This window comes from Cellulosimicrobium arenosum, from assembly GCF_014837295.1.
In the GTDB taxonomy this organism is placed as follows: domain Bacteria; phylum Actinomycetota; class Actinomycetes; order Actinomycetales; family Cellulomonadaceae; genus Cellulosimicrobium; species Cellulosimicrobium arenosum.
In genome coordinates this window covers 236,410-258,571 of sequence record NZ_JACYHB010000003.1, presented here as the reverse complement: position 1 = coordinate 258,571, position 22,162 = coordinate 236,410, and the positions used below count along the sequence as shown (strand labels likewise).

Sequence of the window (22,162 nt, the reverse complement as noted above, 5' to 3'; positions counted from 1 at the left end):
CGTTCTACCAGCGGCCACCCACGTCGAGCCCGTTCGCGTCCTCCGCGAGGGCGTCGTCCGCCTCGTCGCCGCCGACGTCCGCCGCGGACCTCGCACCGTAGACGACGACCGCGACGTCGTCCGACGCGGTGCGCCCCACCAGCTGGGTGACGAGCGCGTCGGCCACGTCCGGGACGGCGCGCGCGGCGACCACCTCGCGTGCGGTCGCGGCGAGGCGCCGCAGCCCGATCTGCAGCGACTCGCCGCGCCGTTCGACGAGCCCGTCCGTGTACAGCACGACGACGTCGGTCCCGGACAGCGCGGCCGTCGCCTCCGTGCGTCCTGCGGCCGTGCGCAGCGTCAACGGCGCGCCGCGACCCCCGTCGAGCCAGTACGGCTCGCCGTCGCGCACCACCAGCCCGGGCGGGTGCCCGGCCGAGGAGTAGGTCAGGGTGCCCGCGGCCTCGTCGACGACGGCGCAGAACACGGTCGCGTACTCGGCCCCGGGCAGCTCTGCCGCGAACCGGTCGAGCCCGGTCAGGACCGCCGCCGGCCCGTTGTGGTCGAGGAGCAGGACGCGCCCGGCGCTGCTCAGCTGGCCCATGAGGGACGCCGAGTGCAGGCCGTGGCCGACGCAGTCGCCCACGAGCAGGCCCCAGCGCGCGTCGCCCAGCGGCACGACGTCGTACCAGTCGCCGCCGACCGTGAAGCGGTCGTCCGCGGGGCGGTAGCGCGTGGTCCACCGGTGCGACGTCATCTCGGGCGGCAGCATCGCACGCTGCAGGGCGTCGCTCGCCGCCCGCATGTCGCGGGTCTCCCGTTCGCGGGAGACGGCGTCCGACACGGACGTCCCGATCGTGCCGGCGACGAGGCGCAGGAAGGCGAACAGGCCGGCGTCGACCGGGCGGTACGGGCCGCCCGCGAGGACGACCGCCCCGACAGGGCGCGACGCCCCCGGCCCCGGGAGCGCGGCGACGAGCGTCGAGCCGACCGTGCGCACCCCGCCACCCGCCAGGACGAGCCCGATGGCGGCGCGCACCTCGGAGTCCGCCTCGCGCTGCGGTACGGGGACCGTGCCGCGTGGCGAGTCGGTCGACGCGGCCAGGAACCCCGCGTCGTCGTGCACGAGCCACACCTGCGCCTGGACCACGTCGACGCTGCCGCGCAACGCGTCGACCGCCGTGGACGCGATCTCGCCGGGGGCCTCGGCGTGCTCCTGCAGCGCGCGGGAGAGCGCGCTGAGCAGCACGAGCCGACGACGGTCGACGACCTGGTCGGTCGTCTCGGTCGCGATGTCGAGCACTCCCCGCACCACGCCGTCCTCGTCGTGCAGCGGGCTGTAGGAGAACGTGAAGTAGGTCTCCTCGCGGAAGCCGGAGCGCTCCATGTAGAGGGGCTGGTCGACCGTCCAGGTCGGCGTGCCGGTCTCCTCGACCGCGGCGAAGAGCGGTCCGACGTCGTCCCAGATCTCCTGCCAGAGCTCGCGCGCGGGGCTGCCCATCGCGGCCGGGTGCTTCTCGGTCCCGAGCATCGTGCGGTAGCCGTCGTTGTAGATCATGACGAGCTCCGGTCCCCAGGCGATCATGACGGGGAACCGGGTGCTGAAGCAGAGCTCGACCGCCGTCCGCAGCGCCTGCGGCCATGCCTCGGGCGGGCCGAGCGGTGTCGCGGCCCAGTCGACCTGTGCGGCGACGGCACCGGTGCTCGTCGTCGCCGTCACGCGGGCGAACCAGTCGGAACTCACGGGGAAAGCGTAGGGCTCGCGCGGCCGTACCCGCACACGGGCTGTTGTTCCGGGCGGCGGGTCTGCACCATAGTGTTCCCGTCGACGCGCCCGCGGGCGCCCCGGAGGAGGTCTCATGACGTTGCGGTTCGTCCCCCCGCCGGGGTGGCGCACACCCGCAGGGTTCACCCCGACGGACGACTGGCACCCCGACCCCTCGTGGCCGGCCGCGCCGGCCGGCTGGGTCTTCTGGGTGGACGACGCCGTGCCACCCGCACCGATGCCGACACGCAGGTCGCTGCGGCAGGAGCACCCCGTCACCGCGACCACCGTGCCCGACGCCGCGGGCCGGGACCCGCACCCCGTCGTCGGCTCGACGATGGTGCTGCCCGCCCTCGTGGGTGCGCAGCGCACGTCCGGGACGGTCGCGGCGACCGCCCCCGCGCAGCAGGTCGGTCCGTTGTCCCTGCCGGGCGCGGACGACGACGCGCACGAGCCGGGACGGGCACGCCGCTGGATCGTCCCGGCGGCGTCCGGCCTCGCGGGCGTCGCGACCGGGCTCCTCGTCGGTATCGGGCTCACCCTGACCGCTCAGGGCGACGCCCAGGAGGCGACGGCCGACGCCGAACGTGTCCAGGAGGAGGTCGCCGCGGAGCGGGAGCAGCTCGAGTCGGAACGCGCCGACCTCGAGGCGCAGCAGGACGACCTGGACGCGGCGAACGGCGAGCTCGAGGCCCGCGAGCAGTCGGTGGAGCAGGCCGAGAACGAGGCGCAGACCCGGTCCGACGACCTCGACGAGCGCGCGGCGCAGCAGCAGCGGGACCAGGACCTCTGGAACCAGCAGCGGGACGAGCGGGAGAGGAACGCCGAGGACGGCGGGCAGGACGGCCAGGGCGGCGGGCAGGAGGGCCAGGGCGGCGGGCAGGACGACGGCGCGTGGTGGGACTGGAACGGCTGAGCGTGGCCGGGCCCGGTGCCCGCTCGGCTACTTCTCCGGCCCGGGGTGCTCGGCGAGCAGCGCGAACCCGCTGAGGAACTGCGGCCAGGCTGCGAAGCGTGCGCGCACCCGCTCGGAGCCGGGTGCCCAGCCGCCGTGCTCGAGCCGCAGCGCGCTCCCGCCGCCGTGCTCCCACAGCTCCAGTCGTACCAACGACGCACGGCCGAGCGGCTGCCCGAGCGTGAACGTGTGCGCGAGCCGCACCGCGGGCTCCCACACCGTGACCCGGCCCCACTCGTGCTCGACCGCGCCGTGCGACGCGACGATCCGACCGCCCGGGCCGGGCTCGACGGTGAGCCCGCCGAACGACTCCGGGTCGATCGTGACCTGCCGCGGCCACCATTCCCCGATGCGCTGCGCGTAGGTCTGGAAGGCGACCGAGATCGGGCACGCGAGGCGCAGCTCGTGGACGATCGGGGCGAGGGACATCGGTCCTCCCGAGCAGGTCCCGGACGCACGGTGACGCTCCATTGAACGCCGCGGCACGGCGTCGTGCCACCGCTGGGAACGTTCGCCGCGCGGACACGTCCGGGCCATCCGCGCGACACCACCGGCTGGTCGACTGCCGGTGCGGCACGTGCCGCACCGACACGACTCGAGGAGAACACCGCGATGCGACGACCTGCACGGCGTCTCATGACCTCCACCGCCCTCGTCGGGACGCTCGTCCTGGGCGCCGGGATGAGCTACGCCGCGACGACGGCCGACCTGACCGAGCACGGCGCCGCCCAGCGCGAGCCCGGCGGCGACCGGACCAAGGAGCTCAGGGCCGAGCTGACGCGCGGCACGGCGAAGAACGTCATCCTGCTGATCGGCGACGGCATGGGCGACTCCGAGATCACCGTCGCGCGCAACTACGCGTACGGCGCCGCGGGCGAGCTGCCGGGCATCGACGCCCTGCCCGTCACCGGGCAGTACACCACCTACGCGCTCGACCCGAGCAACGGCGAGCCCGACTACGTGACGGACTCCGCGGCGTCGGGCACGGGCTGGGCCACCGGCACCAAGACCTACAACGGGGCGATCTCCGTGGACCTCGACGGCGGGACCGAGCGCTCGCTGCTCGAGATCGCCAAGGCGAACGGCCTGCGCACCGGCAACGTCTCGACGTCGGAGCTCCAGGACGCGACCCCGGCGGTGCAGGTCGCGCACGTGACCGGCCGCAAGTGCTACGGGCCGGCCGCCACCCTGACGTCGTGCCCGACCGACGCGCTCGAGAACGGCGGGCTGGGCTCCATCACCGAGCAGCTGCTCGACGCGCGCCCCGACGTGACGCTCGGTGGCGGCGCGACGACCTTCGCCGAGACCCCGGCGGTCGGCCCGTGGGCCGGCAAGACGCTGCTCGAGCAGGCGGAGCAGCGCGGCTACCAGGTCGTGCGCACCGCCGACGAGCTCGCCGCCGCGACGGACGCGAACCAGGAGCAGCCGCTCCTCGGCCTCTTCGCCGACGGCAACATGCCGGTGCGCTGGGTCGGCCCGCTCGCGACGCAGGACGGCGGCGCCGAGCCTGCCGTGGAGTGCACCGAGAACCCGGACCGTCCCACCTCGCAGCCGTCGCTGCGCGACATGACGAGCACGGCAATCGACCTGCTCGACGACCCGCGCTCGAAGGAGGGCTTCTTCCTCCAGGTCGAGGGTGCCAGCATCGACAAGCAGGACCACGCCGCCAACCCCTGCGGCCAGATCGGCGAGACCGTCGACCTGGACGAGGCCACGCAGGTCGCCCTCGACTACGCGAAGGAGCACGGCGACACGCTCGTCATCGTGACGGCGGACCACGCGCACTCGAGCCAGATCGTCTCGGCGGGCTCGACCACGCCGGGCCTCACGCGCACGCTCCTGACGGCCGACGACCAGCCGATGACCGTCGCGTACGGCACGGCCGAGGAGGGCGCGTCGCAGCAGCACACCGGATCGCAGCTGCGCATCGCGGCCTACGGCCCGGGTGCGGCGAACGTCGCCGGCCTCACCGACCAGACGGACACGTTCTTCACGATCCGCGACACGCTGCGCCTCGACCCCGACGCGCCGTCGCCCGCGGCCCCGCAGATCCGCAACGTCAACGTCATGGACGGCGCCGAGCTGCGCCGGAACGTGACCGTCAAGGTCACGACCGACGTCACGCCGAAGTACACGTACATCGAGCTGAACCAGGACGGTCGCTGGATCACCGACAACACCAAGGCCCCCGGCAGCACCCAGGCCGGCAAGAAGCCGACGCTGAAGCTCGACACGCGGGACTACCCGGACGGCAGGTACCAGCTCAAGATCGACACGGTCGCGATCGACGGCCAGACGACCGAGAAGCTGATCGACATCACGATCAAGAACACCCGCTGACCACCACCCACAGAACCCCACCACGCGCCGTCGAACATGATCTGAGGGTCGTTATCCGCCGGATAACGACCCTCGGGTCGTTCTCGGCCCGGATTCTTCACCAACGTCTCACCTGTTCCGGTCGCGGGGGGCGCGTGAGGGGCTCACCGTGGAGGGGTGACTTCCACGACCATCGACGGCGCCACCGAGACGCCGATCTTCGACGCCCTCCTGATCGAGCACGAGCAGTCGCTCCCGCTGATCCACCTCAGCCACGCGCTGCGCGGACCGACCCGACCCGGTGGTCGCGGCGCGAACGACCGGGCGCTGGGGCTCGAGCCGAGGATCGTGCCGTCGACCGAGGTCCCCGTCCTGCCGAGGCGCCGCGCGCACTGATCCTGCGGCTCACAGGACGTGCGCGAGGAAGCCCTTCGTGCGCTCGTGCTGCGGGTTCCCGAGCACCTGCTCGGGGGTCCCCCGCTCGACGATGACGCCCTCGTCCATGAACACGACCGTGTCGGCGACCTCGCGCGCGAACCCGATCTCGTGGGTCACGACCATCATGGTCATGCCGGACCGTGCCAGGTCGCGCATGACCGCCAGGACCTCGCCCACGAGCTCCGGGTCGAGCGCCGACGTCGGCTCGTCGAACAGCATGAGCTCCGGATCCATGGCCAGCGCCCGCGCGATCGCCACGCGCTGCTGCTGACCGCCCGAGAGCTGGGCCGGGTAGTGGCCGGCGCGGTCCGAGAGGCCGACGCGCTCGAGCAGCTCCGTCGCCCGGGCGCGCGCCGCGGACCTGCGCAGGCCGCGCACCTGGACCGGCGCCTCCATGACGTTCTCGAGCGCCGTCATGTGCGGGAACAGGTTGAACCGCTGGAACACCATGCCGATGCGGGCCCGCTGACGCGCGACCACCTTGGGGTGCAGCCGGTTCAGCCGCGTCCGCCCGTTCCTGGTGACCTCGCGGTAGCCCATGAGCTCGCCGTCGACGTGGACGCGCCCGCCGGTGATCTCCTCGAGCTCGTTCACGCAGCGCAGCAGGGTCGACTTGCCCGAGCCCGACGGGCCGAGCACCACGCACACCGAGCCGCGCGGCACCTCGAGGTCGACACCCCGCAGGACGTGCAGGTCGCCGAACATCTTGTGCAGGCCGTCGACCTGCACCATGGGGGTCGCGTCGGTCGTCGGGCCCGACGGCGCGTCGGTCGTCGCGCTCACGGGGTCACCTCCAGGAAGGGGTCGTCCTTGGTGGTCCGGGACGCGGCGATGAGGGCCTGCTTGCTCGGCTTACCCCGTCCCCCGCGCCGACCGCCGGGACCTCCGCCGCGGCGTCGGGCCGGTGTGCTGTCACCGAACCCGCGGCCGTAGTAGCGCTCGATGTAGTACTGGCCGACCATGAGGACGCTCGTGATGAGCAGGTACCAGATGGCCGCCACCATGAGCAGCGGGATCGGCAGGAACGTGCGGTTGCCGATCGCGTTCGTCGCGAACGTGAGGTCGAGGGTGAACGGCACCGCGAGCACGAGCGACGTCGTCTTGAGCATGGAGATCGTCTCGTTCCCCGTGGGCGGGACGATGACGCGCATCGCCTGCGGCAGGACGACCCGGGTGAGGATCTTGCCGTCCTTCATGCCGAGCGCGCGCGCCGCCTCGGCCTGCCCCCGGTCGACCGAGCCGAGCCCGGCACGCACGATCTCCGCGAGGTAGGCGGCCTCGTTGAGAGCCAGCCCCAGCATGGCGGCCCAGAACGCCGTGATGACGTCCTGGGTGCGGAACGTGAAGAACTCCGGGCCGAACGGGACGCCGAGGCTGAGCCGGGGGTAGAGCACGCCGAGCAGACCCCAGAACACGAGCTGCGTGTAGATGGGCGTCCCGCGGAAGAACCAGATGTAGAACCAGCTCACGGCCGTCATCACCGGGTTGTCCGAGCGGCGCATGACCGCGAGCAGCACGGCGAGGACGATCGCGATCACCATCGAGCCGAACGTCAGGACGAGCGTCCACCCGACGCCCCGGACGACGTTGACGTCACGCAGGTACAGCCAGACGACGTCCCAGCGGAACTTCTCGTTCGTCACGAGCCCGTTGACGGCCATCGCCGCGAGGACGAGCAGCACCGCCGCGGAGATCCAGCGGCCGGGGCGCGGGACGGGCCGGGCGTGGATGCGGTCGGGGACGGGGTCGCCCGACGCGTCGTCGGGCGAGCGGTCGACGGCGGTCGGTCCGGGCTGAGCCATGGGTCCACCTCGGTTCTGGGCTCGGGTCGCCGAGCGGCAGGTGCGGACGCTCCGGCGCGCCCGCTGACGACAAGTGTGCAGCCGCGGGCGCGGTCGCGCCCGCGGCTGTACGGGTCAGGAGACCGACGGGTTGACCTCGGCGGTGTCCAGCGCGGCGTCGGCGCTGCCCCAGCCCCCGAGGACCTCGGCGAGCGTGCCGTCGTCCATCATCGACTGCAGCGCGGCCTGGATGGCGTCCGCGAGCTCGGTGTCCTCCTTCGCGACGACGATCCCCTGCGGTGCGCTGTCGAACACGTCGCCGAGCTGCTCGATCTGCCCGCCGGTCTGCTCGATCGCGTAGCCCGCGACCGGCGAGTCGGCGTACATGACCTGGGCCTTGCCGCCGACGAGGTTCGTCGTGGCGTCGGCCTGCGAGTCGTACTGCAGGATGTCGACCGGGTCCTCGCCCGCCGCCTCGCACTCGTCGCTCTGCACGGCGATGTCCTCGTCCTGGATCGTCCCCGTCTGGACGGCCACGGTGACGCCGCACATGCTCTCGGGGTCGATGTCGTCCGGGTTGCCGGACGCGACCGCGTACGCCGAGCCGGCGTTGAGGAACGAGATCATGTTCGACTGCTCCATGCGCTCCTCCGTGATGGTGAAGGAGGAGATCCCGGCGTCGAACTTGGTGCCGAGCGCCGGGATGATCGCCGGGAAGTCGGCGGACTGGATCTCGACCTCGAGCCCGAGGGTCGCGCCCACGGCCTTGATGGTGTCGATGTCGAAGCCGACCGGGGTCTGGCCGTCGTCGCCGATGAACTCCGCGGGCGCGTACTCGGTGTTGGAGCCGACCGTGAGCACACCGGCGGACGCCACGTCCTCGGGCAGCAGGGCCGCCGCTGCGTCGTCGACCTCGATCGACGACGGGTCGAAGTTCGGCGCGGCCGACTCGGTGTCGGAGCCGCCGTCGCTGCTGCCGTCGGTCCCGGTCTGGGACGCGTCGGTGCAGGCCGTGAGGAGGAGGGCGCTCGCGGCGGTCAGCACGACGAGGCCGGACAGGGGGGTGTTGCGCAGGGTGGTACGCACGGGGTTCTCCGATCGGGAAGTGGGCCAGGCAGGGGCAGCGTATGCACCGATCGTCACCGTCGTGTTACGTCGCCCCCTGGACGGGAATTACGGGGGACGTACGGGGAACGGAGGACCCGGCGGTGCGCGGCACCGCCATGAGTGTGCGGGAGCGTCGCCCCGCACACCAAACCGGAGGCCGTACCGGGGTCAGGTGTCGTGCTCGAGCGGCGCGTCGTCCTCGCGGAGGTCGTCCTCGCCGCCCGGCGGGAAGTCGGTCCGCTCGGGGTGCGCGCGCACCGCGAGGACGCTGAGGATCAGCCCGCCCCACACGACGACCATCGCGAGGAGCATCAGGAAGACCGCGGACGCGCTCATCGGGCCACCTCCGGCGACTCGGTGCGGGCGGTCGTCGCGCCCGGCGGGTAGGGGGGCCACGGCGTGAAGGTGTCCGGGCTGCGGCGCCAACGCAGCACGGTCAGGACGATCGCACCGACGACCAGCACGACCACCGTGCCCCAACCGACCAGGTCGGTGTACCCGCTCGGGTACTCCCCGTAGCCGTCCGTGATCAGCGTGACGATCCGCGAGATCAGCATGTAGCCCAGGACGATCGGCGCGAGGACGGCGAGGAACACCTGCCACCACGCGCCGACGCGGAACGTCGAGACCGCGTTCAGGTGGTACTGGAGCTCACGCCCGCGGCGCAGCACCCACAGCACGAGCACGCACGTGAGGACGGCGGACGCGACGACCCCGATGTTGTTGACCCACTGGTCGGCGGTGTCGAGCGCGTTGAGCCCGTCCGCCGTGGAGAACAGCAGCACGGAGACGATCGCGGTCACGAGGCCGACGCGCAGCGCGGCCTGCCGTGGCGACCAGCCGAACTTCTCCTGGAAGCCGGCAGAGATCACCTGCGTGATCGACAGCAGCGACGTGAAGCCGGCCATCGCGAGGGACCCGAAGAACAGGGCGCCGAAGAACACGCCGCCCGGCATCTCCGAGATGATCGCCGGGAACGTGATGAACGTCAGCGTGGGCCCGGAGATGTTCTCGAGCTCGCCGATCTGCACCCCCTCCTGGTGGGCGAGGAACCCGAGGGTCGAGAACACCCCGATGCCCGCGAGGATCTCGAACGACGAGTTCGCGAACGCGACGACGAGGCCCGGGCTGGTGAGGTTCGCGCGACGCTTGCGGTACGACGCGTACGTGATCATGATCCCGAACGCGATCGACAGGGAGAAGAAGATCTGGCTGTACGCCGCGATCCAGACGTTCGCGTCGCCGAGCGCCTCCCAGTTCGGGGTGAACAGCGCGTTCAGCCCGTCCGTCGCGCCCTGCAGGAACAGCGAGCGGACCACGAGCACGAGGAACGCGATGACGAGCAGCGGCAGGAACACCATGTTCGCGCGCTGCACGCCCTTGGCGACGCCGCCCGCGAGCACGACGATCGTCAGGACCCAGACGATCGCGAGCGGGATCAGCACGCCGGGGACGAAGTCGAGCGAGATGCCGGGCTCGGAGACCTGGAGGTAGTCGCCGGTGAAGAACGCGGCCGGGTCGTCGCCCCAGCCCAGGTCGAACGAGAACACGAAGAAGCTCAGCGACCACGCGATCACCGCGGCGTAGTACACCGCGATGACGAAGCAGATCATCACCTGGAACCAGCCGAGCGTCTCCAGCCACGTGCGCAGGCGGCGGAACGCCGTCGGAGCCGACCCGCGGAAACGGTGCCCGATCGCGTAGTCGAGGAACAGGATCGGGATGCCCGCGGTCAGCAGCGCCACGAGGTACGGGATGAGGAACGCTCCCCCGCCGTTCTCGTACGCCACGCCGGGGAACCGCCAGATGTTGCCCAGGCCGACGGCCGAGCCGATGGCCGCGATGATGAACCCGACCTGACCGGTCCACTCCTCGCGGGGCTTCTCCGGGGCGGCAGCACCGCCCGTCGTGCCTGTCGTCTCTGCCACGCGTGCCTCCGGATCCAGCGGGGACCCCACCGCACGCCTGTCGGGGCGCCACGGCACCGGGGCCTTCGTCCGGATCAGACGCTACTGACGAGCGGGGCCGTGCGCGAGCCGGGGCCTCAGAGCGACAGCAGCCGCTCGACGAACCCGCCCCGGAACCGGCCCGCCGGGTCGTACCTCTCCGCGAGCGCCCGGAAGTCGTCGAACCGCGGGTAGCGCGCGGCGACCGCACGCAGCGCGGCACGGTCGGTGACCGCGTGGGACAGCTTGCCCCAGTGCGGGCGCGCGCCCAGCGGGGCGAGAGCGGACTCGAGGTGGGGCAGGAGCTGCCCGACGTCGTCGGGCAGGGGGCTCCACGTGAAGTGCAGGGCGACCGTGGGGCCGTCGAACGGGCTCAGCCACAGGGGTTCGCGGTCGGTCGCGACCGTGCGGATCTCGCTGACCTGCAGCAACGGGCCGATGCGCGGCCCGAGCGGGCGCAGCGCCTCGATCGCGTCGAGCACGTTCGCACGCGGGACGAGGTACTCGGTCTGCAGCTCCGCACCGTTGCTCGGCGTGAACTCGAGCCGGAAGTGCGCGAGACGCTCGTTCCACGGTCCCGCCTCGCCGAGCTGGGGCGTGCAGTGGGCGGGGTCGACACCGTCGAGCATGTGCAGCGGCGTGCTGGCGAGCCGCGCGCCGAAGAAGTCCGCGGGCGGTGCCTCGCCGGCCGCGCCCGGGGCGAGCCGCGACTTGCGCCAGACCTGCTGCGCGCCGTCGGGCCCCCAGTCCGTGAAAAGGCTGACCGAGTACGCGGAGCCGGTGATCTCGTCGAGGTGTGCCGTGATCGCGTCCCACGAGAGGCCGACGTGCAGGTCCTGGCGGACGTCGAACGTCGGGACGGTCTCGAGCTCGAGGCGCGTCACGACCCCGAGCGCGCCGAGCGCGACGACCGCGCCGGGGAAGTCGGGGTCGCCCCGCCGCAGCGCGCGGACCTCGCCGTCGCCGGTCACGAGCTCGAGCCCGACGACGGCGCTCGCGAGCGACCCGACGTCGTCCCCCGAGCCGTGCGTGGCGGTCGCGACGGAACCGGCGACGGAGATGTGCGGGAGCGACGCGAGGTTCGCGAGCGCCCGGCCGGCGGCCTGCACGGAGCGGGTGACGTCGCCGTACCGCCGCCCCGCGGCGATGGACACGACGCCGGTCGCGGCGTCGACCTCGACGGGCGGACGGCCGTCGTCGAAGGCGTCGAGCGACACGTGCGTGCCGGTGGTGTCCGCGACGTCGCCGAAGGAGTGCCGAGAGCCGAGCCCCTTGACCCGTCCGCCCCGGGCGGCGAGCGCCTGCAGCTCGCCGGGCGTCCGCGGGTGCACGACGTCGGACGACGAGTACGTCAGGTTGCGCGCCCAGTTCACGGTCGCAGCATCAGGTCGCATGGTCACGCCACCACCCTGCCACCACCCCACCGAGCCGGCGACGTGTCGCTCCCGGTCAGCGACCCAGCGGGGTCATGTCCTCGTAGCGGTCCCCGGTCACGGCGCTCGTGGGGATCGCGGCCGCGAGCGCCGCGAGATCCTCGGCGTCCAGCCCGACGCCGGCCGCGGCCGTGTTCTCCTCGACGCGGGCCACGCGCTTCGTCCCGGGGATCGGGACGACGTCGTCGCCCTGCGCCAGGATCCAGGCGAGCGCGAGCTGGCCCGCGGTCACGCCCTTGGACGCCGCGAGCGCGCGCACCTGGTCGACGAGCGCCAGGTTCGCCTCGAGGGCTGCCCCGACGAACCGAGGGTTGCTGCGCCGGAAGTCGTCGGGCGCGAGACCCTCCGCGGAGCGGATGGTCCCCGTGAGGAACCCGCGCCCGAGGGGCGAGTACGGGACCAGGCCGATACCCAGCTCGCGCAGGGCCGGCAGGATGTCGGCCTCGACGTCACGCGTCCACAGCGAGTACTCGGTCTGCAGCGCGGTGATCGGGTGCACGGCGTGCGCGCGCCGGACCGTGTCCGCGCTCGCCTCCGAGAGCCCGAGGTGGCGGACCTTGCCCGCCTGGACGAGCTCGGCCATCGCGCCGACGGTCTCCTCGATCGGCACGGCCGGGTCGACCCGGTGCTGGTAGAGGAGGTCGACGTGGTCGAGGCCCAGGCGCCGCAGGCTCCCGTCGAGCGCGCGTCGCACGTTCGCGGGGCTCGAGTCGAGGCCTCGTGAACCGTCGGGGGCGAACCGGAAGCCGAACTTGGTCGCGACGACCACCCGGTCGCGGTCGACCCCGGACGTGCGCAGCGCCCGGCCCACGAGCTCCTCGTTGGTGTGCGGGCCGTAGACCTCGGCGGTGTCGAGCAGGGTGACGCCGAGGTCGAGCGCGCGGTGGATCGTCGCGACGGACTCGTCGTCCGTGGGAGCGCCGTCGCCGCTCGACGTGCCGTAGTACGCGGACATGCCCATGCAGCCGAGCCCGACCGCACCGACGTCCAGCGCGGTGCCGTTCGCGGAGCTGCCGAGCGTGCGGGTGGGGAGCGTGGTGTCTGTCGCCATGGGTCCTACTCTCCGACCTCGAGCGCACTCGAGGTCAAGCGGGGATCACGGCTCGACGCAGCTCGCGGCCCGGCCCTCGTAGACGTCGATCTTGCGCTCGATCGCGACGAGGTGCGCGCGCACCGACTCCATCTCGACGAGCACGCGCTCGTGGTGCGCCCGCAGCAGCTCGAGGCGCTGCGCCTCGTTCCCGTCGCCCGCGCGCACGAGGTCCGCGTACGCGCGCACCTCGCGGACCGGCATCCCGGTCGCGCGCAGCCGGTTCACGAGCGCGATCCACCCGAGGTCACCCTCGGTGTAGCGGCGGTGGCCCGACGGCGCGCGGTCCACCGGGTCCAGCATCAGCCCGTCGCGCTCGTAGTAGCGCAGCGTGTGGACGCTCAGGCCCGACGCCGCGGCAGCCTCCGCGATGGTCAGGCCCGGGTGGGTGGCGACGGTGGTCATGGGACCCAGTGTGCGCCGTCGGGCACGCGGAGGGCGAGACCCCAGTGGGCCGCGACCTCCGCGGCCTGCGCGGCGAGCGCCCGCAGCTCGGGTGCGGACGGGTCCCGGCGCCACTGGGTCTCGACCGCCACGTCGCGGGGACCTGTGACCCAGCGCCACCGCGCGGCGGCCCGGCCGTCGACCGCGATCGCGTGGATGAACGAGCCGAGGCGATCGCTCAGGTCGACCCCGGGCTCCACCGCCACACCGCGGCTCTCGCCGTAGGACATCAGCAGCTCGTCGTAGCACTGCAGAAGATCGACGGCGGGGCGGTCGGGGTCCGCCGTGCCGGGCGTGCCGGGCGTGAGGTGGGGCTCGAGCACCCGCTCCCCCGCGTCCGCGAGCCGCCACAGCACGAGCCCGTCGAGCGCACCCGTGCCGGGGACGGCGACGACCTGCTCGCCCAGCAGGTCGAGCGCGTGCCGCACGTCCGTGAGGGTGAACCCGGACCACTGCGCCACGTCCTTCACCGTCGCGTACGCGCGGCCCGCGAGGTAGCGGCGCACGAGCTCGACGAGCGCCGCGTCCCGGTCGAACGACCCGCCGAGCGGCCCGTAGCCGGCGGGCACGCGGTCGTCGAACGCGGCGTACGTCTGCTGCTTGCCCCTGGCCGGGCCGCTGACGAGGAGGCGGTCGAGCTCCGCGCGCATGAGCAGGTACCCGAGGGCGAGCCCGGTGAGCGGCCGCCCGTGCGCGGCCAGGACGTCTGCGAGCTCGCGCCGGGCCCGCGGCCCGCCCCGGACGGCGTCGAGCACGATCTCGGTCTCGCGCACGTGCCCCTCGGTGCCCTGCTGCCGGTACATCGTGCCGTTGGTCCGGTGCACGCGGGGCGCGCTGAGCTCGAGGAGCCAGCGCGCGTCGTCCGGCCGGACGAGGTGCCACGTGGGTCGCAGGACGTGCGTGCGCAGCACGGCACCGTCGTCGCACGCGGCGCGCGCGCCCGCTGCCCCCGGGCGCGCGCCCGGGTCGAGCCGGCGGGTCAGGCCCCAGAGCGCCGGCTGGAGCTCCTGGCCCTGCACCGCGACCAGGTGCCCGACGGCGCCCGGCACGTCCCCGAGCGCCGGTGCCCGCAGGTGGTGGGCGGCCAGCCGGGCCGCGAGCACGTGGGATCCGTCGACGGCGGGGGTGCCCGGCTCAGGTCGGCGCTGCGGCGGTCTCACCACCGGCTCACGACCGGCTCACGACGCGACGAGATCGTCGACGACGAAGTCGCTGCCCGTCACACCGACCCGCACCCCGCCCTCGGCCACTGCCACGGAGTCGAGCGCGACGCCGTCGGGCAGGTCGAGCGTGACCTGCAGGTCGGTCAGAGCGTCCGCGATGCCGGCCGGGAGGTCCTCCACGGAGACGACGCCCAGGCCGGTCCGGACGGCCTCGACGTCGACCGCGAGAGCGTCTGGCCCGGCCACGCGCGGGGTGACGTCGATGGTGACCTCGGCACCGAGGATCTCGGTGCCGAGCGCGAGCACGTCACCGTCCGCCGTGACCGTCAGGTCCATGCCGGACTGCTCGCGGACCGCCTCCTGGAGCGACGACTCCGCGATGACGCCGGACGCCGTGCCCGACGCGACGGTGTGCGGCTCGGACGTGCTGACGCCGCGGGCGTCGACCTGCAGGTCGGACACGGTGTACCCGGCGAACGACGCGGTGTCGGCGGAGCCCGTCACGTGGTCGAGGTCCCCCCGGACGACCTGCGTGAGGAACGGGAAGCCGGTGATGTCGACCTGTGCGCCGGAGACGTCGTCGGCCTCCTGCTCGAACGTCGACACCGCGTTCCGCTCGACGACGCCCACCACGACACGGTCCGCGACCACGGCACCGCCCACGATCACGACGACGACCACGAGCCAACCCACCAGGCGCTTCATGCGCCCACCCTAGGGCCGCCCGCGATCGTCCGCGGCGTAGATTGCGCCGCATGACCTCTCCGCAGCGACCGTTCCGCATCGGCGTCCAGATCCAGCCGCAGCACGCCGACTACGCCCAGATCCGCGACGCCGTGCTGCGCGCGGAGGACCTCGGCGTCGACGTGATCTTCAACTGGGACCACTTCTTCCCGTTGACCGGCGATCCGGCCGGCAAGCACTTCGAGTGCTGGACCATGCTCGCGGCGTGGGCGGAGCAGACGAGCCGCGTCGAGATCGGCGCCCTCGTCACCTGCAACGGCTACCGCAACCCCGACCTGCTCGCCGACATGGCGCACACGGTCGACCACATCTCCGGCGGACGCCTGATCCTCGGGATCGGTGCGGGCTGGTTCGAGCGCGACTACACCGAGTACGGCTACGAGTTCGGCACCGCCGGCTCGCGCATCGCCGACCTGGCGGACGCCATGCCCCGCATCCGGGCCCGCTGGGCCTCGAAGAGCCCGGCTCCGTCGCGGGAGATCCCCGTCATGATCGGCGGGGGCGGCGAGAAGAAGACCCTGCGGATCGTCGCCGAGCACGCGGACGTGTGGCACTCGTTCGGCGGCGCGGAGACCCTGGCCCGCAAGAGCGCGATCCTCGACGAGCACGGTACGGCCGTCGGGCGGGACACCGGCCGGCTGGTCGAGCGGTCCGTCGCCGTGTCCCGCCCGCCGCACGAGGTCGCCGAGCAGCTCGTCGCGGCCGGGGCCACGCTGTTCACGACCGACACCGACGGACCGGACTACGACCTGAGCCTGACGGCGGAGTGGGTGGCCTGGCGCGACGCACAGGTCTGAGTCCCCTCGGGAACACACGGACCCGGTGCACGGTTGCCGCACACATGCCCTCCACGCCACCCGCGTCGGCGACGTCTGACGCACCCGCCGCGCCCCGCGCGGCGACCGCACGCGCGCTCGGGCGCGAAGGCCGCATCCCGGCCGGTCTCGTGCTCCTGCTGTCCGCGCTCACCGCCGTCGGGCCGCTGACGATCGACCTGTACCTGTCGGCCTTCCCCCAGATCGTCGACGAGCTCGGCACCACCGAGTCGCGCGTGCAGCTCACCCTCACCGCGACGCTCGCGGGCCTCGCGCTGGGCCAGCTCCTCGTCGGGTCCGTCTCGGACGCGATCGGCCGCCGCGCGCCGCTGCTGGTCTCGCTCGCGGTGTATGTCGCGGCGTCCGTCGGGATCGTCCTCGCCGGCTCCGTCGGCGTGCTCGCGACGCTGCGGTTCGTCCAGGGGCTGTCCGCCGCCGCCGGCATGGTGCTCTCGATGGCGATCGTGCGCGACCTGTTCGACGGGTTCCGCGTCGGCAAGGTCATCGCGCGGCTCATGCTCGTCGTCGGGGTGGCGCCCATCCTCGCGCCCACCATCGGCGCACAGTTCCTGCACCTGTGGACGTGGCGGTCGATGTTCGTCGCGCTCGCGGTCGTCGGGGCGGTGCTGTTCGTCGTCGTGCTGCTGCGGCTGCGCGAGTCCCTCCCGAGCGACCGCCGGCGGACCGGCGGCACGTCCGCGGCGCTGCGCTCGTACGGCTCCCTGCTCACCGATCGCTCCTTCGTCGGGCTCGCGCTCATCGCCGGGTTCTACATGGCCGCGATGTTCACCTACATCTCCGCGTCGACCTTCGTGTTCCAGGAGACGTTCGGCATGTCCGCCCAGCAGTACGCGATCGTGTTCGGCGCGGGAGCGGTGTCCGTGACGGCAGGTTCGCAGATCAACGGCGCGCTCGTCGGGCGCGTCGCGCCCGAGCGGATCCTGCAGGGAGCCGTCGCCGCGGGATTCGTCCTGTCCGGCGCGCTGCTCGTCGCGGCGGCCGCCGGTGGCGGGCTCGTCGTCCTGATCCCGCTGATCGTGCTCACGCTCGGCACCGCAGGGTTCGTCATGCCCGCGGTCCCCGCGATCGCGCTCGACCGCAACGCGCACCGCGCGGGCAGCGCCGCCGCTCTCATCGGGGCCGCGCAGTTCGGCGTCGGCGCGGTCATCGCCCCGGTCACGGGTCTGCTCGGCGGGTCCCCTGCGGTCACGATGGCGGCCGTGATGTTCGGCGTGATCACCGTCGCCGGGGTGGTCCTGCTCGGCGTGCGACGTTCGCTGGCCGACCCCTCGCCGGCGGTGGCCTCGTCCGTCCCGCCCTCGTCGGTCACCGCACCCGAGCCCGACGCCGCACGGCGCCGCGGTCCGTCGAGCGCCCCGCCGCCCGCCGCCGTCGTGGCGGAGTGCGACGCCTGACGACGACGCGCCCCGGCGTCAGGAGTCGATCTCGCCACGCGCGACCGGGTCCGCCTGCCACTGGGCCGCGAGGAACGTGACGAACGCCGTCCCGAGCACGAGCCCCCACGTGAGCGCCAGCGGGAGCCACGGGTGGAACGTCGCGGCCCAGACGCCGACCCAGATCGCCAGCAGCCAGTTCGCAGCGCCCCACAGGACGTTGACCGGGGCGGACGCCACGGGGGCCCACGGGACCGTGTGCCGTCGCCCGGTGCCGCCCTTGACGACGTGCAGCAGGCCGTTCATCGCGAGCGCGCCCGCGAGCGCGCAGAGCAGGTAGCCGACGAGTGTCATCCCTCCATCGTGGCACCGGGGCGCCGGCGTCGGGCGTGACATCTCTCATCCGGGTCGCGAAGGGCTCGAGAACGACACCTGAGCCGTGGTCGGCGAGGATGAGGAGGTGGGAAGCGACACCGAGAGCTCGGGGTATCCGGGGGCGGTGCACGACGCCGCGACGCTCGCCGCGCTCGACGCGCACCTGGTCGGGTGCCGGGCCTGTCCTCGGCTCGTCGCGTGGCGTGAGCATGTCGGGGACGTCAAGCGTGCGTCGTTCGCGGACGACGAGTACTGGGCGCGGCCCGTGCCGGGGTTCGGGGACGAGCGGGCGGGGATCGTCGTCGTCGGGCTCGCGCCTGCCGCGCACGGGGCGAACCGGACCGGCCGGATGTTCACCGGCGACCGCTCCGGCGACTTCCTGTTCGCGGCGATGCACCGCACCGGTCTGGCGAACCAGGCCGCGTCCGTGCGGGCCGACGACGGCCTGGAGCTGACCGGGATCCGCGTCACCGCACCCGTGCGCTGCGCCCCGCCGGACAACAAGCCGCTGCCGGAGGAACGGCGCCGCTGCGGACCGTACCTCGCGCGCGAGCTCGAGCTGCTGGACGAGACGGTGCGTGTCGCCGTCGTGCTCGGCGGGTTCGGGTGGCAGGCGCTGCTGACCACGCTCGGCGAGCAGGGGTGGGACGTGCCCCGCCCCCGCCCGAGGTTCGCCCACGGCGCAGAGGTCACCCTGCGGCGTCGGGCAGCCGCCACGGGCGCCGCCACGCAGGCGCTGACCGTCCTGGGCTGCTTCCACGTCAGCCAGCAGAACACGTTCACGGGTCGCCTCACGCCGGACATGCTCGACGCCGTCCTCTTCCGCGCCCGCACCCTGCAGGAACGAGCCGAGCACCCGGACTAGCGAGCCCGTTCGGTCGAGCGCTCCTCGTTCCGCGGCCGCGCCACGACCCACTCGATGACGCCTCGGCGCGAACGCTCGTGCTGCTCCACCAGCAGGTCGTTCTCCTCGACCCACACCATGGGACGTCGCCGGAAGTGCTCTCCCTGGAGCGGGACGCTCACGATCTCCGCAGCGGCCTGGGCGACCCGGATCGGCCAGGCCGTCGACTCGACGTGGTCGGCGAGCAGGAGCAGCCCGCCCGGACGCAGGACGCGGACCATCTCCGCGAGCGCCGCCTCGTGGTCCGTGATCGCACACAGCGAGAACGTGCACACGACGGTGTCGTACGACGCGTCCGGGAGGTCGAGCGCCTGGGCGTCGCCCGCGCGCAGGTCCGCGTCCACACCGAGGTCGAGGGCTCGGCGGCGCGCGACGTCGAGCATCCCCGGGCTCCACTCGATGCCCGTGAGCCGACCCGCGCGGACGCCTGCCGGGTAGTGCGGCAGGTTGAGCCCGGTACCGACGGCGACCTCGAGCGTGTCCCCGTACGCGAGCGCGCACAGCCGGGGCCGCACGTCGGGGAACATCCGCCGCTCCGCGGCAGCCATCGTGCGGTCGTAGGACCGTGCCTCGCGGTCCCAGCGCCGGCGCAGCCGCTCGACCCGCACGGGAGCGTCGGTCAGCCGGCGACGATCGAGGGCACCTGGCCCGTGGGCGTCGTGCGCACCACCGGGATCCGCCCGGCCATGCCGATTACCTCGAGCAGCTCGAGCATGTTCGCCGAGGGGTCGCGCAGGACGACATGACGCGCCTCCTCCTCGCCGAGCATGTAGAGCTGGATGATGAAGGCGATCCCCGACGAGTCGATGAAGGTCACGTCCGCGACGTCGACCACGACGCCGCCCGCGGTGTCGAGGACGTACCCCATCGCCTCGCTCGCGCGGTCGCGCAGCGAGGCGTCGATCTCGCCCCACATCGTGACGACCGGCCCGTCCGCGCTCGGCGCGTACGCGATCCCGCTCGCATCGTCGGTCTGGCTGACTGTGTCCATGCCGTCCCGCTCCACCGTCTCTCGACTCGTTGCCCCCACTGCCGACGCACCAGTTTGCCGCGCACCGCCCACGGACACCACCCCTGCGGGGCCCACGCGGGGACGTCCACACAACCTGCACGACCGGCCCGCCGGTCCGTCTCCCGCCGACCGCCGACAGGCTCAGCCGGTGCGGGGCTCGAGCGGTTCCGTGACGTCCGCGACCAGCGCTTCCAGGGTCGCGACGAGCGCGGCTGCGCCGACCGTCGCGGCGACCCCGTGCGCACCTGCGCCGATCGAGACCGATCGCTCGGGGTCGGCCGCGATGCGGGAGTCGGCGACCACGGGCCACGAGGTGGTCGCGCCGAACGGCGTGATGGTGCCCCGCTCGTACCCGGTGACGTCGCGCGCGACGTCCTTGTCCGGCATCGACAACCGGGACACCCCGAGCAGCGCGCGGAGCTTGGGCCACGAGATCTGCCGGTCGCCGGGGACGAGGACGAACAGGTAGTCGTCGTCGCCGCGCCGCACCACGAGCGTCTTGAGGACGCGCGACGGGTCGACGCCGCGTGCCGCCGCGGCCTCCTCGAGCGAGGCCACTTGCCCGTGCCGCGTGACCGTGAAGTCGATGCCTGCCGCCTCCAGCGCCGCCTCGGCGCGTTCGCTGCCCATGGCACCGACCCTAGCCGCACGGCGGTGCCCCGGTCCCCGCGGACGGGACCAGGGCACCGCCGACGGGTCAGAGGGCGTCGAGGAAGCGCACGACGTCGGCCGCGGTCTGCGCCGGCTCGAGGTGGGCGGCGTAGTGGCCGCCGCGCTCGTAGGTCGTCCACTGCCGGATGTCGGCGTGGTCGCGCTCGGCGAACCGACGGATCGACGCGAAGTCGCCCTTCGCCTGGGCGAGCGCGGTCGGCGCGGTCGTCGGACGCGCCGCCGCGGCGTCGGCGCCCCCGGCGGACCGTGACCGCTGCTGCGCGAGCGCGTTCTCCCGGTACATGCGCAGCGCGGAGCCCTGGGTGCGCGTGAACCAGTACACGGCGGCGTTCGCGACCACGAACTCCACGTCGACGTCGCCCATGAGCTGCGAGTTCCAGCCCAGCAGCCCCGCGGGCGAGTCGGCGAGCGCGTGCGCGAGCGTCTGCGGCTGCTGGGACTGCAGCACGTTGAACCCGCCCAGGGTGTCCCAGAACCACCCGAGGTGGGCCAGCGCGGCCTGCTCGTCGTCGTCGAGGTCGACCAGCTCGGCCGGGTCGCCGGACGGGAACGAGTAGAGCTGGGCGACGTGCACGCCGACGACGTGCTCCGGGTCGAGCCGCCCGACCTCGGGCGAGATCATCGATCCCGCGTCGTTCCCGACCGCGCCGTACCGGCCGTACCCGAGACGTCCCATCAGCTCGACCCACGCGCGAGCGACGCGCTGGACGTCCCACCCGGCCGCCGTCGTCGGGCCGGAGAAGCCGAACCCCGGGATCGACGGGACGACGACGTCGTAGCCCGCCGCGGTCAGCGGCTCGACCAGGTCGAGGTACTCGAGGACCGACCCCGGCCAGCCGTGCGTGAGGACCAGCCCGACCGCGTCGGGCCGGCCCGAGCGCACGTGGAACGCGTGCACGCGCTGGCCGTCGATCGTCGTCTCGACCTGCGGGTAGGTGTTGAGCCGGGCCTCCAGCGCGCGCCAGTCGAAGTCCTCGAGCCAGTACCGCACGAGCTCGCGCACGGACGCGACGGACGTGCCGTACCCGTCGTCGGGGTCGAGCGCGTCGGTGAAGCGCGTGCGCGCGAGACGCTCGCGCGCGTCGTCCAGGTCGGCCTGCGGGATCTCGATCCGGGTGGGGGTCAGGGTGTCGTTCACGGTTCGCTCCTCGATCGGTAGGACGGTGGGTCGGTGGGACGGTGGGACGGTGGGACGGTGCAAGGGACGCGCGGCTCAGCCCGCGGGCGCCCAGCGCGGGTCGCGGCCGAGGAAGCGCAGCAGCTCGTCGGCAGGGCTCGGGACCGTGTCGACGGCATCCTCGGGAGCGTCGAGCGCTGCGGCGTACACGCCGTAGGGCCGCACGGGCTCGACGAACGTCGGCGCGACCCCGAGCAGGAACGCCGCGAGGTCGTCGTCGAGCGGCGAGTCCTGCCCGGTCGCGACGGCGACGTCCCACGCGTGGACGGCGGCGTCGAGCCCGGCTGCGGCCGCCGCGGTGAGCGCGGGCGACGGGCCGATCGGGAGCGGTGTGCTCGCCTCACCGGCGGGGTCGACGAGCGCGAATGCCGCGGCGGACGCCACGAGCGCCGGCTCGACGAGCGCGACCGGGGTGGTGTCCAGCGCCCCCGTCGGAGCGAACGGGTCGTCGGTGGGACCGCCCTCGCCCGTGATCGCCGCGGCGTAGGCGAGCTGGTCGCCCGCGGCGTGCTGCAGGACGTGCGCGACGCTCCAGCCGTCGCACGGCGTGGGGAGGTGCAGGTCGCGGGCGGAGAGGGTGGCGACGACGCCCCGGAGCGCGGCGTGGGCACGGTCGATCACGGCGGTGGGCTCGGTGCAGGTGGTCATG

General features: G+C 73.4%; 24 protein-coding genes. 6 read left to right on the top strand and 18 right to left on the bottom strand.

The genetic code is table 11. The features are described from left to right. Window positions 1-4: 4 nt before the first annotated feature. Window positions 5-1,723: a SpoIIE family protein phosphatase gene (locus IF651_RS05695; protein WP_191828122.1), complete on the bottom strand. Its 1,719-nt coding sequence runs from the start codon at window positions 1,721-1,723 to the stop codon at window positions 5-7. Window positions 1,724-1,838: 115 nt separating this feature from the next. Here IF651_RS05695 and IF651_RS05690 point away from each other — a divergent pair, with 115 nt between their 5' ends. Beyond that, window positions 1,839-2,660 carry a hypothetical protein gene (locus tag IF651_RS05690; RefSeq protein WP_191828121.1) on the top strand — a complete coding sequence of 274 codons (822 nt, stop codon included), beginning with the start codon at window positions 1,839-1,841 and terminating at the stop codon, window positions 2,658-2,660. 27 nt (window positions 2,661-2,687) lie between these two features. On the opposite strand, the gene IF651_RS05685 is transcribed toward IF651_RS05690, so the two are convergent. Next, the gene (locus tag IF651_RS05685) at window positions 2,688-3,128 is read right to left on the bottom strand and encodes an SRPBCC domain-containing protein (RefSeq protein ID WP_191828120.1); all 441 of its coding nucleotides are present in this window, start codon (window positions 3,126-3,128) and stop codon (window positions 2,688-2,690) included. A gap of 207 nt (window positions 3,129-3,335) precedes the next feature. Between IF651_RS05685 and phoA the strand changes: the two genes are divergently transcribed. Then, a complete protein-coding gene (gene phoA, locus IF651_RS05680; RefSeq protein ID WP_191828119.1) occupies window positions 3,336-5,039 on the top strand; it encodes an alkaline phosphatase in 1,704 nt (567 codons plus the stop codon). 156 nt (window positions 5,040-5,195) lie between these two features. Next, window positions 5,196-5,414, top strand: coding sequence for a hypothetical protein (locus IF651_RS05675; protein WP_191828118.1), 219 nt, complete (start codon window positions 5,196-5,198; stop codon window positions 5,412-5,414). 9 nt (window positions 5,415-5,423) lie between these two features. On the opposite strand, the gene IF651_RS05670 is transcribed toward IF651_RS05675, so the two are convergent. The 10 genes from IF651_RS05670 to IF651_RS05625 all read right to left on the bottom strand — a co-directional run bounded on the left by IF651_RS05670 (window position 5,424) and on the right by IF651_RS05625 (window position 15,125). Beyond that, window positions 5,424-6,188, bottom strand: coding sequence for an amino acid ABC transporter ATP-binding protein (locus IF651_RS05670; protein WP_191828241.1), 765 nt, complete (start codon window positions 6,186-6,188; stop codon window positions 5,424-5,426). Window positions 6,189-6,235: 47 nt separating this feature from the next. Continuing rightward, the gene (locus IF651_RS05665; RefSeq protein WP_191828117.1) at window positions 6,236-7,258 is read right to left on the bottom strand and encodes an amino acid ABC transporter permease; all 1,023 of its coding nucleotides are present in this window, start codon (window positions 7,256-7,258) and stop codon (window positions 6,236-6,238) included. Between the two features lie 114 nt (window positions 7,259-7,372). Further along, a complete protein-coding gene (locus tag IF651_RS05660) occupies window positions 7,373-8,323 on the bottom strand; it encodes an ABC transporter substrate-binding protein (RefSeq protein ID WP_338403795.1) in 951 nt (316 codons plus the stop codon). Window positions 8,324-8,512: 189 nt separating this feature from the next. After that, window positions 8,513-8,680, bottom strand: coding sequence for a methionine/alanine import family NSS transporter small subunit (locus IF651_RS05655; protein ID WP_191828116.1), 168 nt, complete (start codon window positions 8,678-8,680; stop codon window positions 8,513-8,515). Continuing rightward, window positions 8,677-10,272: a sodium-dependent transporter gene (locus tag IF651_RS05650; RefSeq protein ID WP_191828115.1), complete on the bottom strand. Its 1,596-nt coding sequence runs from the start codon at window positions 10,270-10,272 to the stop codon at window positions 8,677-8,679. The genes IF651_RS05655 and IF651_RS05650 overlap by 4 nt, the downstream gene beginning before the upstream one ends. A 116-nt stretch (window positions 10,273-10,388) precedes the next feature. Next, the gene (locus IF651_RS05645) at window positions 10,389-11,684 is read right to left on the bottom strand and encodes an FAD-binding protein (protein ID WP_191828239.1); all 1,296 of its coding nucleotides are present in this window, start codon (window positions 11,682-11,684) and stop codon (window positions 10,389-10,391) included. Window positions 11,685-11,739: 55 nt separating this feature from the next. Continuing rightward, window positions 11,740-12,774, bottom strand: coding sequence for an aldo/keto reductase (locus tag IF651_RS05640; RefSeq protein ID WP_191828114.1), 1,035 nt, complete (start codon window positions 12,772-12,774; stop codon window positions 11,740-11,742). A gap of 45 nt (window positions 12,775-12,819) precedes the next feature. Continuing rightward, window positions 12,820-13,218: a MerR family transcriptional regulator gene (locus IF651_RS05635; protein ID WP_191828113.1), complete on the bottom strand. Its 399-nt coding sequence runs from the start codon at window positions 13,216-13,218 to the stop codon at window positions 12,820-12,822. After that, entirely contained in the window at window positions 13,215-14,360 is a 1,146-nt protein-coding gene (locus tag IF651_RS05630; protein WP_191828112.1) for a DNA glycosylase AlkZ-like family protein, read from the bottom strand. Before IF651_RS05630 ends, IF651_RS05635 begins: the two co-directional genes overlap by 4 nt. A 75-nt stretch (window positions 14,361-14,435) precedes the next feature. Next, the gene (locus IF651_RS05625) at window positions 14,436-15,125 is read right to left on the bottom strand and encodes an LmeA family phospholipid-binding protein (RefSeq protein WP_191828111.1); all 690 of its coding nucleotides are present in this window, start codon (window positions 15,123-15,125) and stop codon (window positions 14,436-14,438) included. Window positions 15,126-15,175: 50 nt separating this feature from the next. Between IF651_RS05625 and IF651_RS05620 the strand changes: the two genes are divergently transcribed. Further along, window positions 15,176-15,961 carry an LLM class F420-dependent oxidoreductase gene (locus IF651_RS05620; protein ID WP_191828110.1) on the top strand — a complete coding sequence of 262 codons (786 nt, stop codon included), beginning with the start codon at window positions 15,176-15,178 and terminating at the stop codon, window positions 15,959-15,961. 44 nt (window positions 15,962-16,005) lie between these two features. Continuing rightward, window positions 16,006-17,394, top strand: coding sequence for a multidrug effflux MFS transporter (locus IF651_RS05615; protein ID WP_191828109.1), 1,389 nt, complete (start codon window positions 16,006-16,008; stop codon window positions 17,392-17,394). An 18-nt stretch (window positions 17,395-17,412) separates the two neighbouring features. Here IF651_RS05615 and IF651_RS05610 read toward each other — a convergent pair whose 3' ends face one another. Next, window positions 17,413-17,727 carry a hypothetical protein gene (locus tag IF651_RS05610; RefSeq protein WP_191828108.1) on the bottom strand — a complete coding sequence of 105 codons (315 nt, stop codon included), beginning with the start codon at window positions 17,725-17,727 and terminating at the stop codon, window positions 17,413-17,415. 106 nt (window positions 17,728-17,833) lie between these two features. Between IF651_RS05610 and IF651_RS05605 the strand changes: the two genes are divergently transcribed. After that, on the top strand, window positions 17,834-18,613 hold the full coding sequence (locus tag IF651_RS05605; protein WP_191828107.1) for a uracil-DNA glycosylase: 780 nt from the start codon (window positions 17,834-17,836) through the stop codon (window positions 18,611-18,613). Here the strand turns inward: IF651_RS05605 and IF651_RS05600 are convergent. The 5 genes from IF651_RS05600 to IF651_RS05580 form a co-directional block, all read right to left on the bottom strand. Beyond that, window positions 18,610-19,260 carry a class I SAM-dependent methyltransferase gene (locus tag IF651_RS05600; protein WP_338403794.1) on the bottom strand — a complete coding sequence of 217 codons (651 nt, stop codon included), beginning with the start codon at window positions 19,258-19,260 and terminating at the stop codon, window positions 18,610-18,612. The two genes, IF651_RS05605 and IF651_RS05600, sit on opposite strands and share 4 nt — an antisense overlap. 11 nt (window positions 19,261-19,271) lie before the next feature. Further along, window positions 19,272-19,643 carry an STAS domain-containing protein gene (locus tag IF651_RS05595; RefSeq protein WP_191828106.1) on the bottom strand — a complete coding sequence of 124 codons (372 nt, stop codon included), beginning with the start codon at window positions 19,641-19,643 and terminating at the stop codon, window positions 19,272-19,274. A 162-nt stretch (window positions 19,644-19,805) separates the two neighbouring features. Continuing rightward, window positions 19,806-20,294 carry an aminoacyl-tRNA deacylase gene (locus IF651_RS05590; RefSeq protein WP_191828105.1) on the bottom strand — a complete coding sequence of 163 codons (489 nt, stop codon included), beginning with the start codon at window positions 20,292-20,294 and terminating at the stop codon, window positions 19,806-19,808. A 67-nt stretch (window positions 20,295-20,361) separates the two neighbouring features. Continuing rightward, window positions 20,362-21,474, bottom strand: coding sequence for an alpha/beta fold hydrolase (locus IF651_RS05585; protein WP_191828104.1), 1,113 nt, complete (start codon window positions 21,472-21,474; stop codon window positions 20,362-20,364). A 75-nt stretch (window positions 21,475-21,549) separates the two neighbouring features. After that, on the bottom strand, window positions 21,550-22,161 hold the full coding sequence (locus tag IF651_RS05580) for a TIGR03086 family metal-binding protein (protein ID WP_191828103.1): 612 nt from the start codon (window positions 22,159-22,161) through the stop codon (window positions 21,550-21,552). Window position 22,162 lies beyond the last annotated feature (1 nt).

What these genes read in the sequence shown, in the direction of transcription:
- IF651_RS05690 (WP_191828121.1), top strand. Translation starts at nt 1,839, where the DNA reads ATGACGTTGCGGTTCGTCCCCCCGCCGGGGTGGCGCACACCCGCAGGG.
- IF651_RS05685 (WP_191828120.1), bottom strand. Translation starts at nt 3,128, where the DNA reads ATGTCCCTCGCCCCGATCGTCCACGAGCTGCGCCTCGCGTGCCCGATC.
- phoA (WP_191828119.1), top strand. Translation starts at nt 3,336, where the DNA reads ATGACCTCCACCGCCCTCGTCGGGACGCTCGTCCTGGGCGCCGGGATG.
- IF651_RS05670 (WP_191828241.1), bottom strand. Translation starts at nt 6,188, where the DNA reads ATGGTGCAGGTCGACGGCCTGCACAAGATGTTCGGCGACCTGCACGTC.
- IF651_RS05665 (WP_191828117.1), bottom strand. Translation starts at nt 7,258, where the DNA reads ATGGCTCAGCCCGGACCGACCGCCGTCGACCGCTCGCCCGACGACGCG.
- IF651_RS05655 (WP_191828116.1), bottom strand. Translation starts at nt 8,680, where the DNA reads ATGAGCGCGTCCGCGGTCTTCCTGATGCTCCTCGCGATGGTCGTCGTG.
- IF651_RS05645 (WP_191828239.1), bottom strand. Translation starts at nt 11,684, where the DNA reads ATGCGACCTGATGCTGCGACCGTGAACTGGGCGCGCAACCTGACGTAC.
- IF651_RS05640 (WP_191828114.1), bottom strand. Translation starts at nt 12,774, where the DNA reads ATGGCGACAGACACCACGCTCCCCACCCGCACGCTCGGCAGCTCCGCG.
- IF651_RS05635 (WP_191828113.1), bottom strand. Translation starts at nt 13,218, where the DNA reads ATGACCACCGTCGCCACCCACCCGGGCCTGACCATCGCGGAGGCTGCC.
- IF651_RS05625 (WP_191828111.1), bottom strand. Translation starts at nt 15,125, where the DNA reads ATGAAGCGCCTGGTGGGTTGGCTCGTGGTCGTCGTCGTGATCGTGGGC.
- IF651_RS05620 (WP_191828110.1), top strand. Translation starts at nt 15,176, where the DNA reads ATGACCTCTCCGCAGCGACCGTTCCGCATCGGCGTCCAGATCCAGCCG.
- IF651_RS05615 (WP_191828109.1), top strand. Translation starts at nt 16,006, where the DNA reads ATGCCCTCCACGCCACCCGCGTCGGCGACGTCTGACGCACCCGCCGCG.
- IF651_RS05610 (WP_191828108.1), bottom strand. Translation starts at nt 17,727, where the DNA reads ATGACACTCGTCGGCTACCTGCTCTGCGCGCTCGCGGGCGCGCTCGCG.
- IF651_RS05595 (WP_191828106.1), bottom strand. Translation starts at nt 19,643, where the DNA reads ATGGACACAGTCAGCCAGACCGACGATGCGAGCGGGATCGCGTACGCG.
- IF651_RS05590 (WP_191828105.1), bottom strand. Translation starts at nt 20,294, where the DNA reads ATGGGCAGCGAACGCGCCGAGGCGGCGCTGGAGGCGGCAGGCATCGAC.
- IF651_RS05580 (WP_191828103.1), bottom strand. Translation starts at nt 22,161, where the DNA reads ATGACCACCTGCACCGAGCCCACCGCCGTGATCGACCGTGCCCACGCC.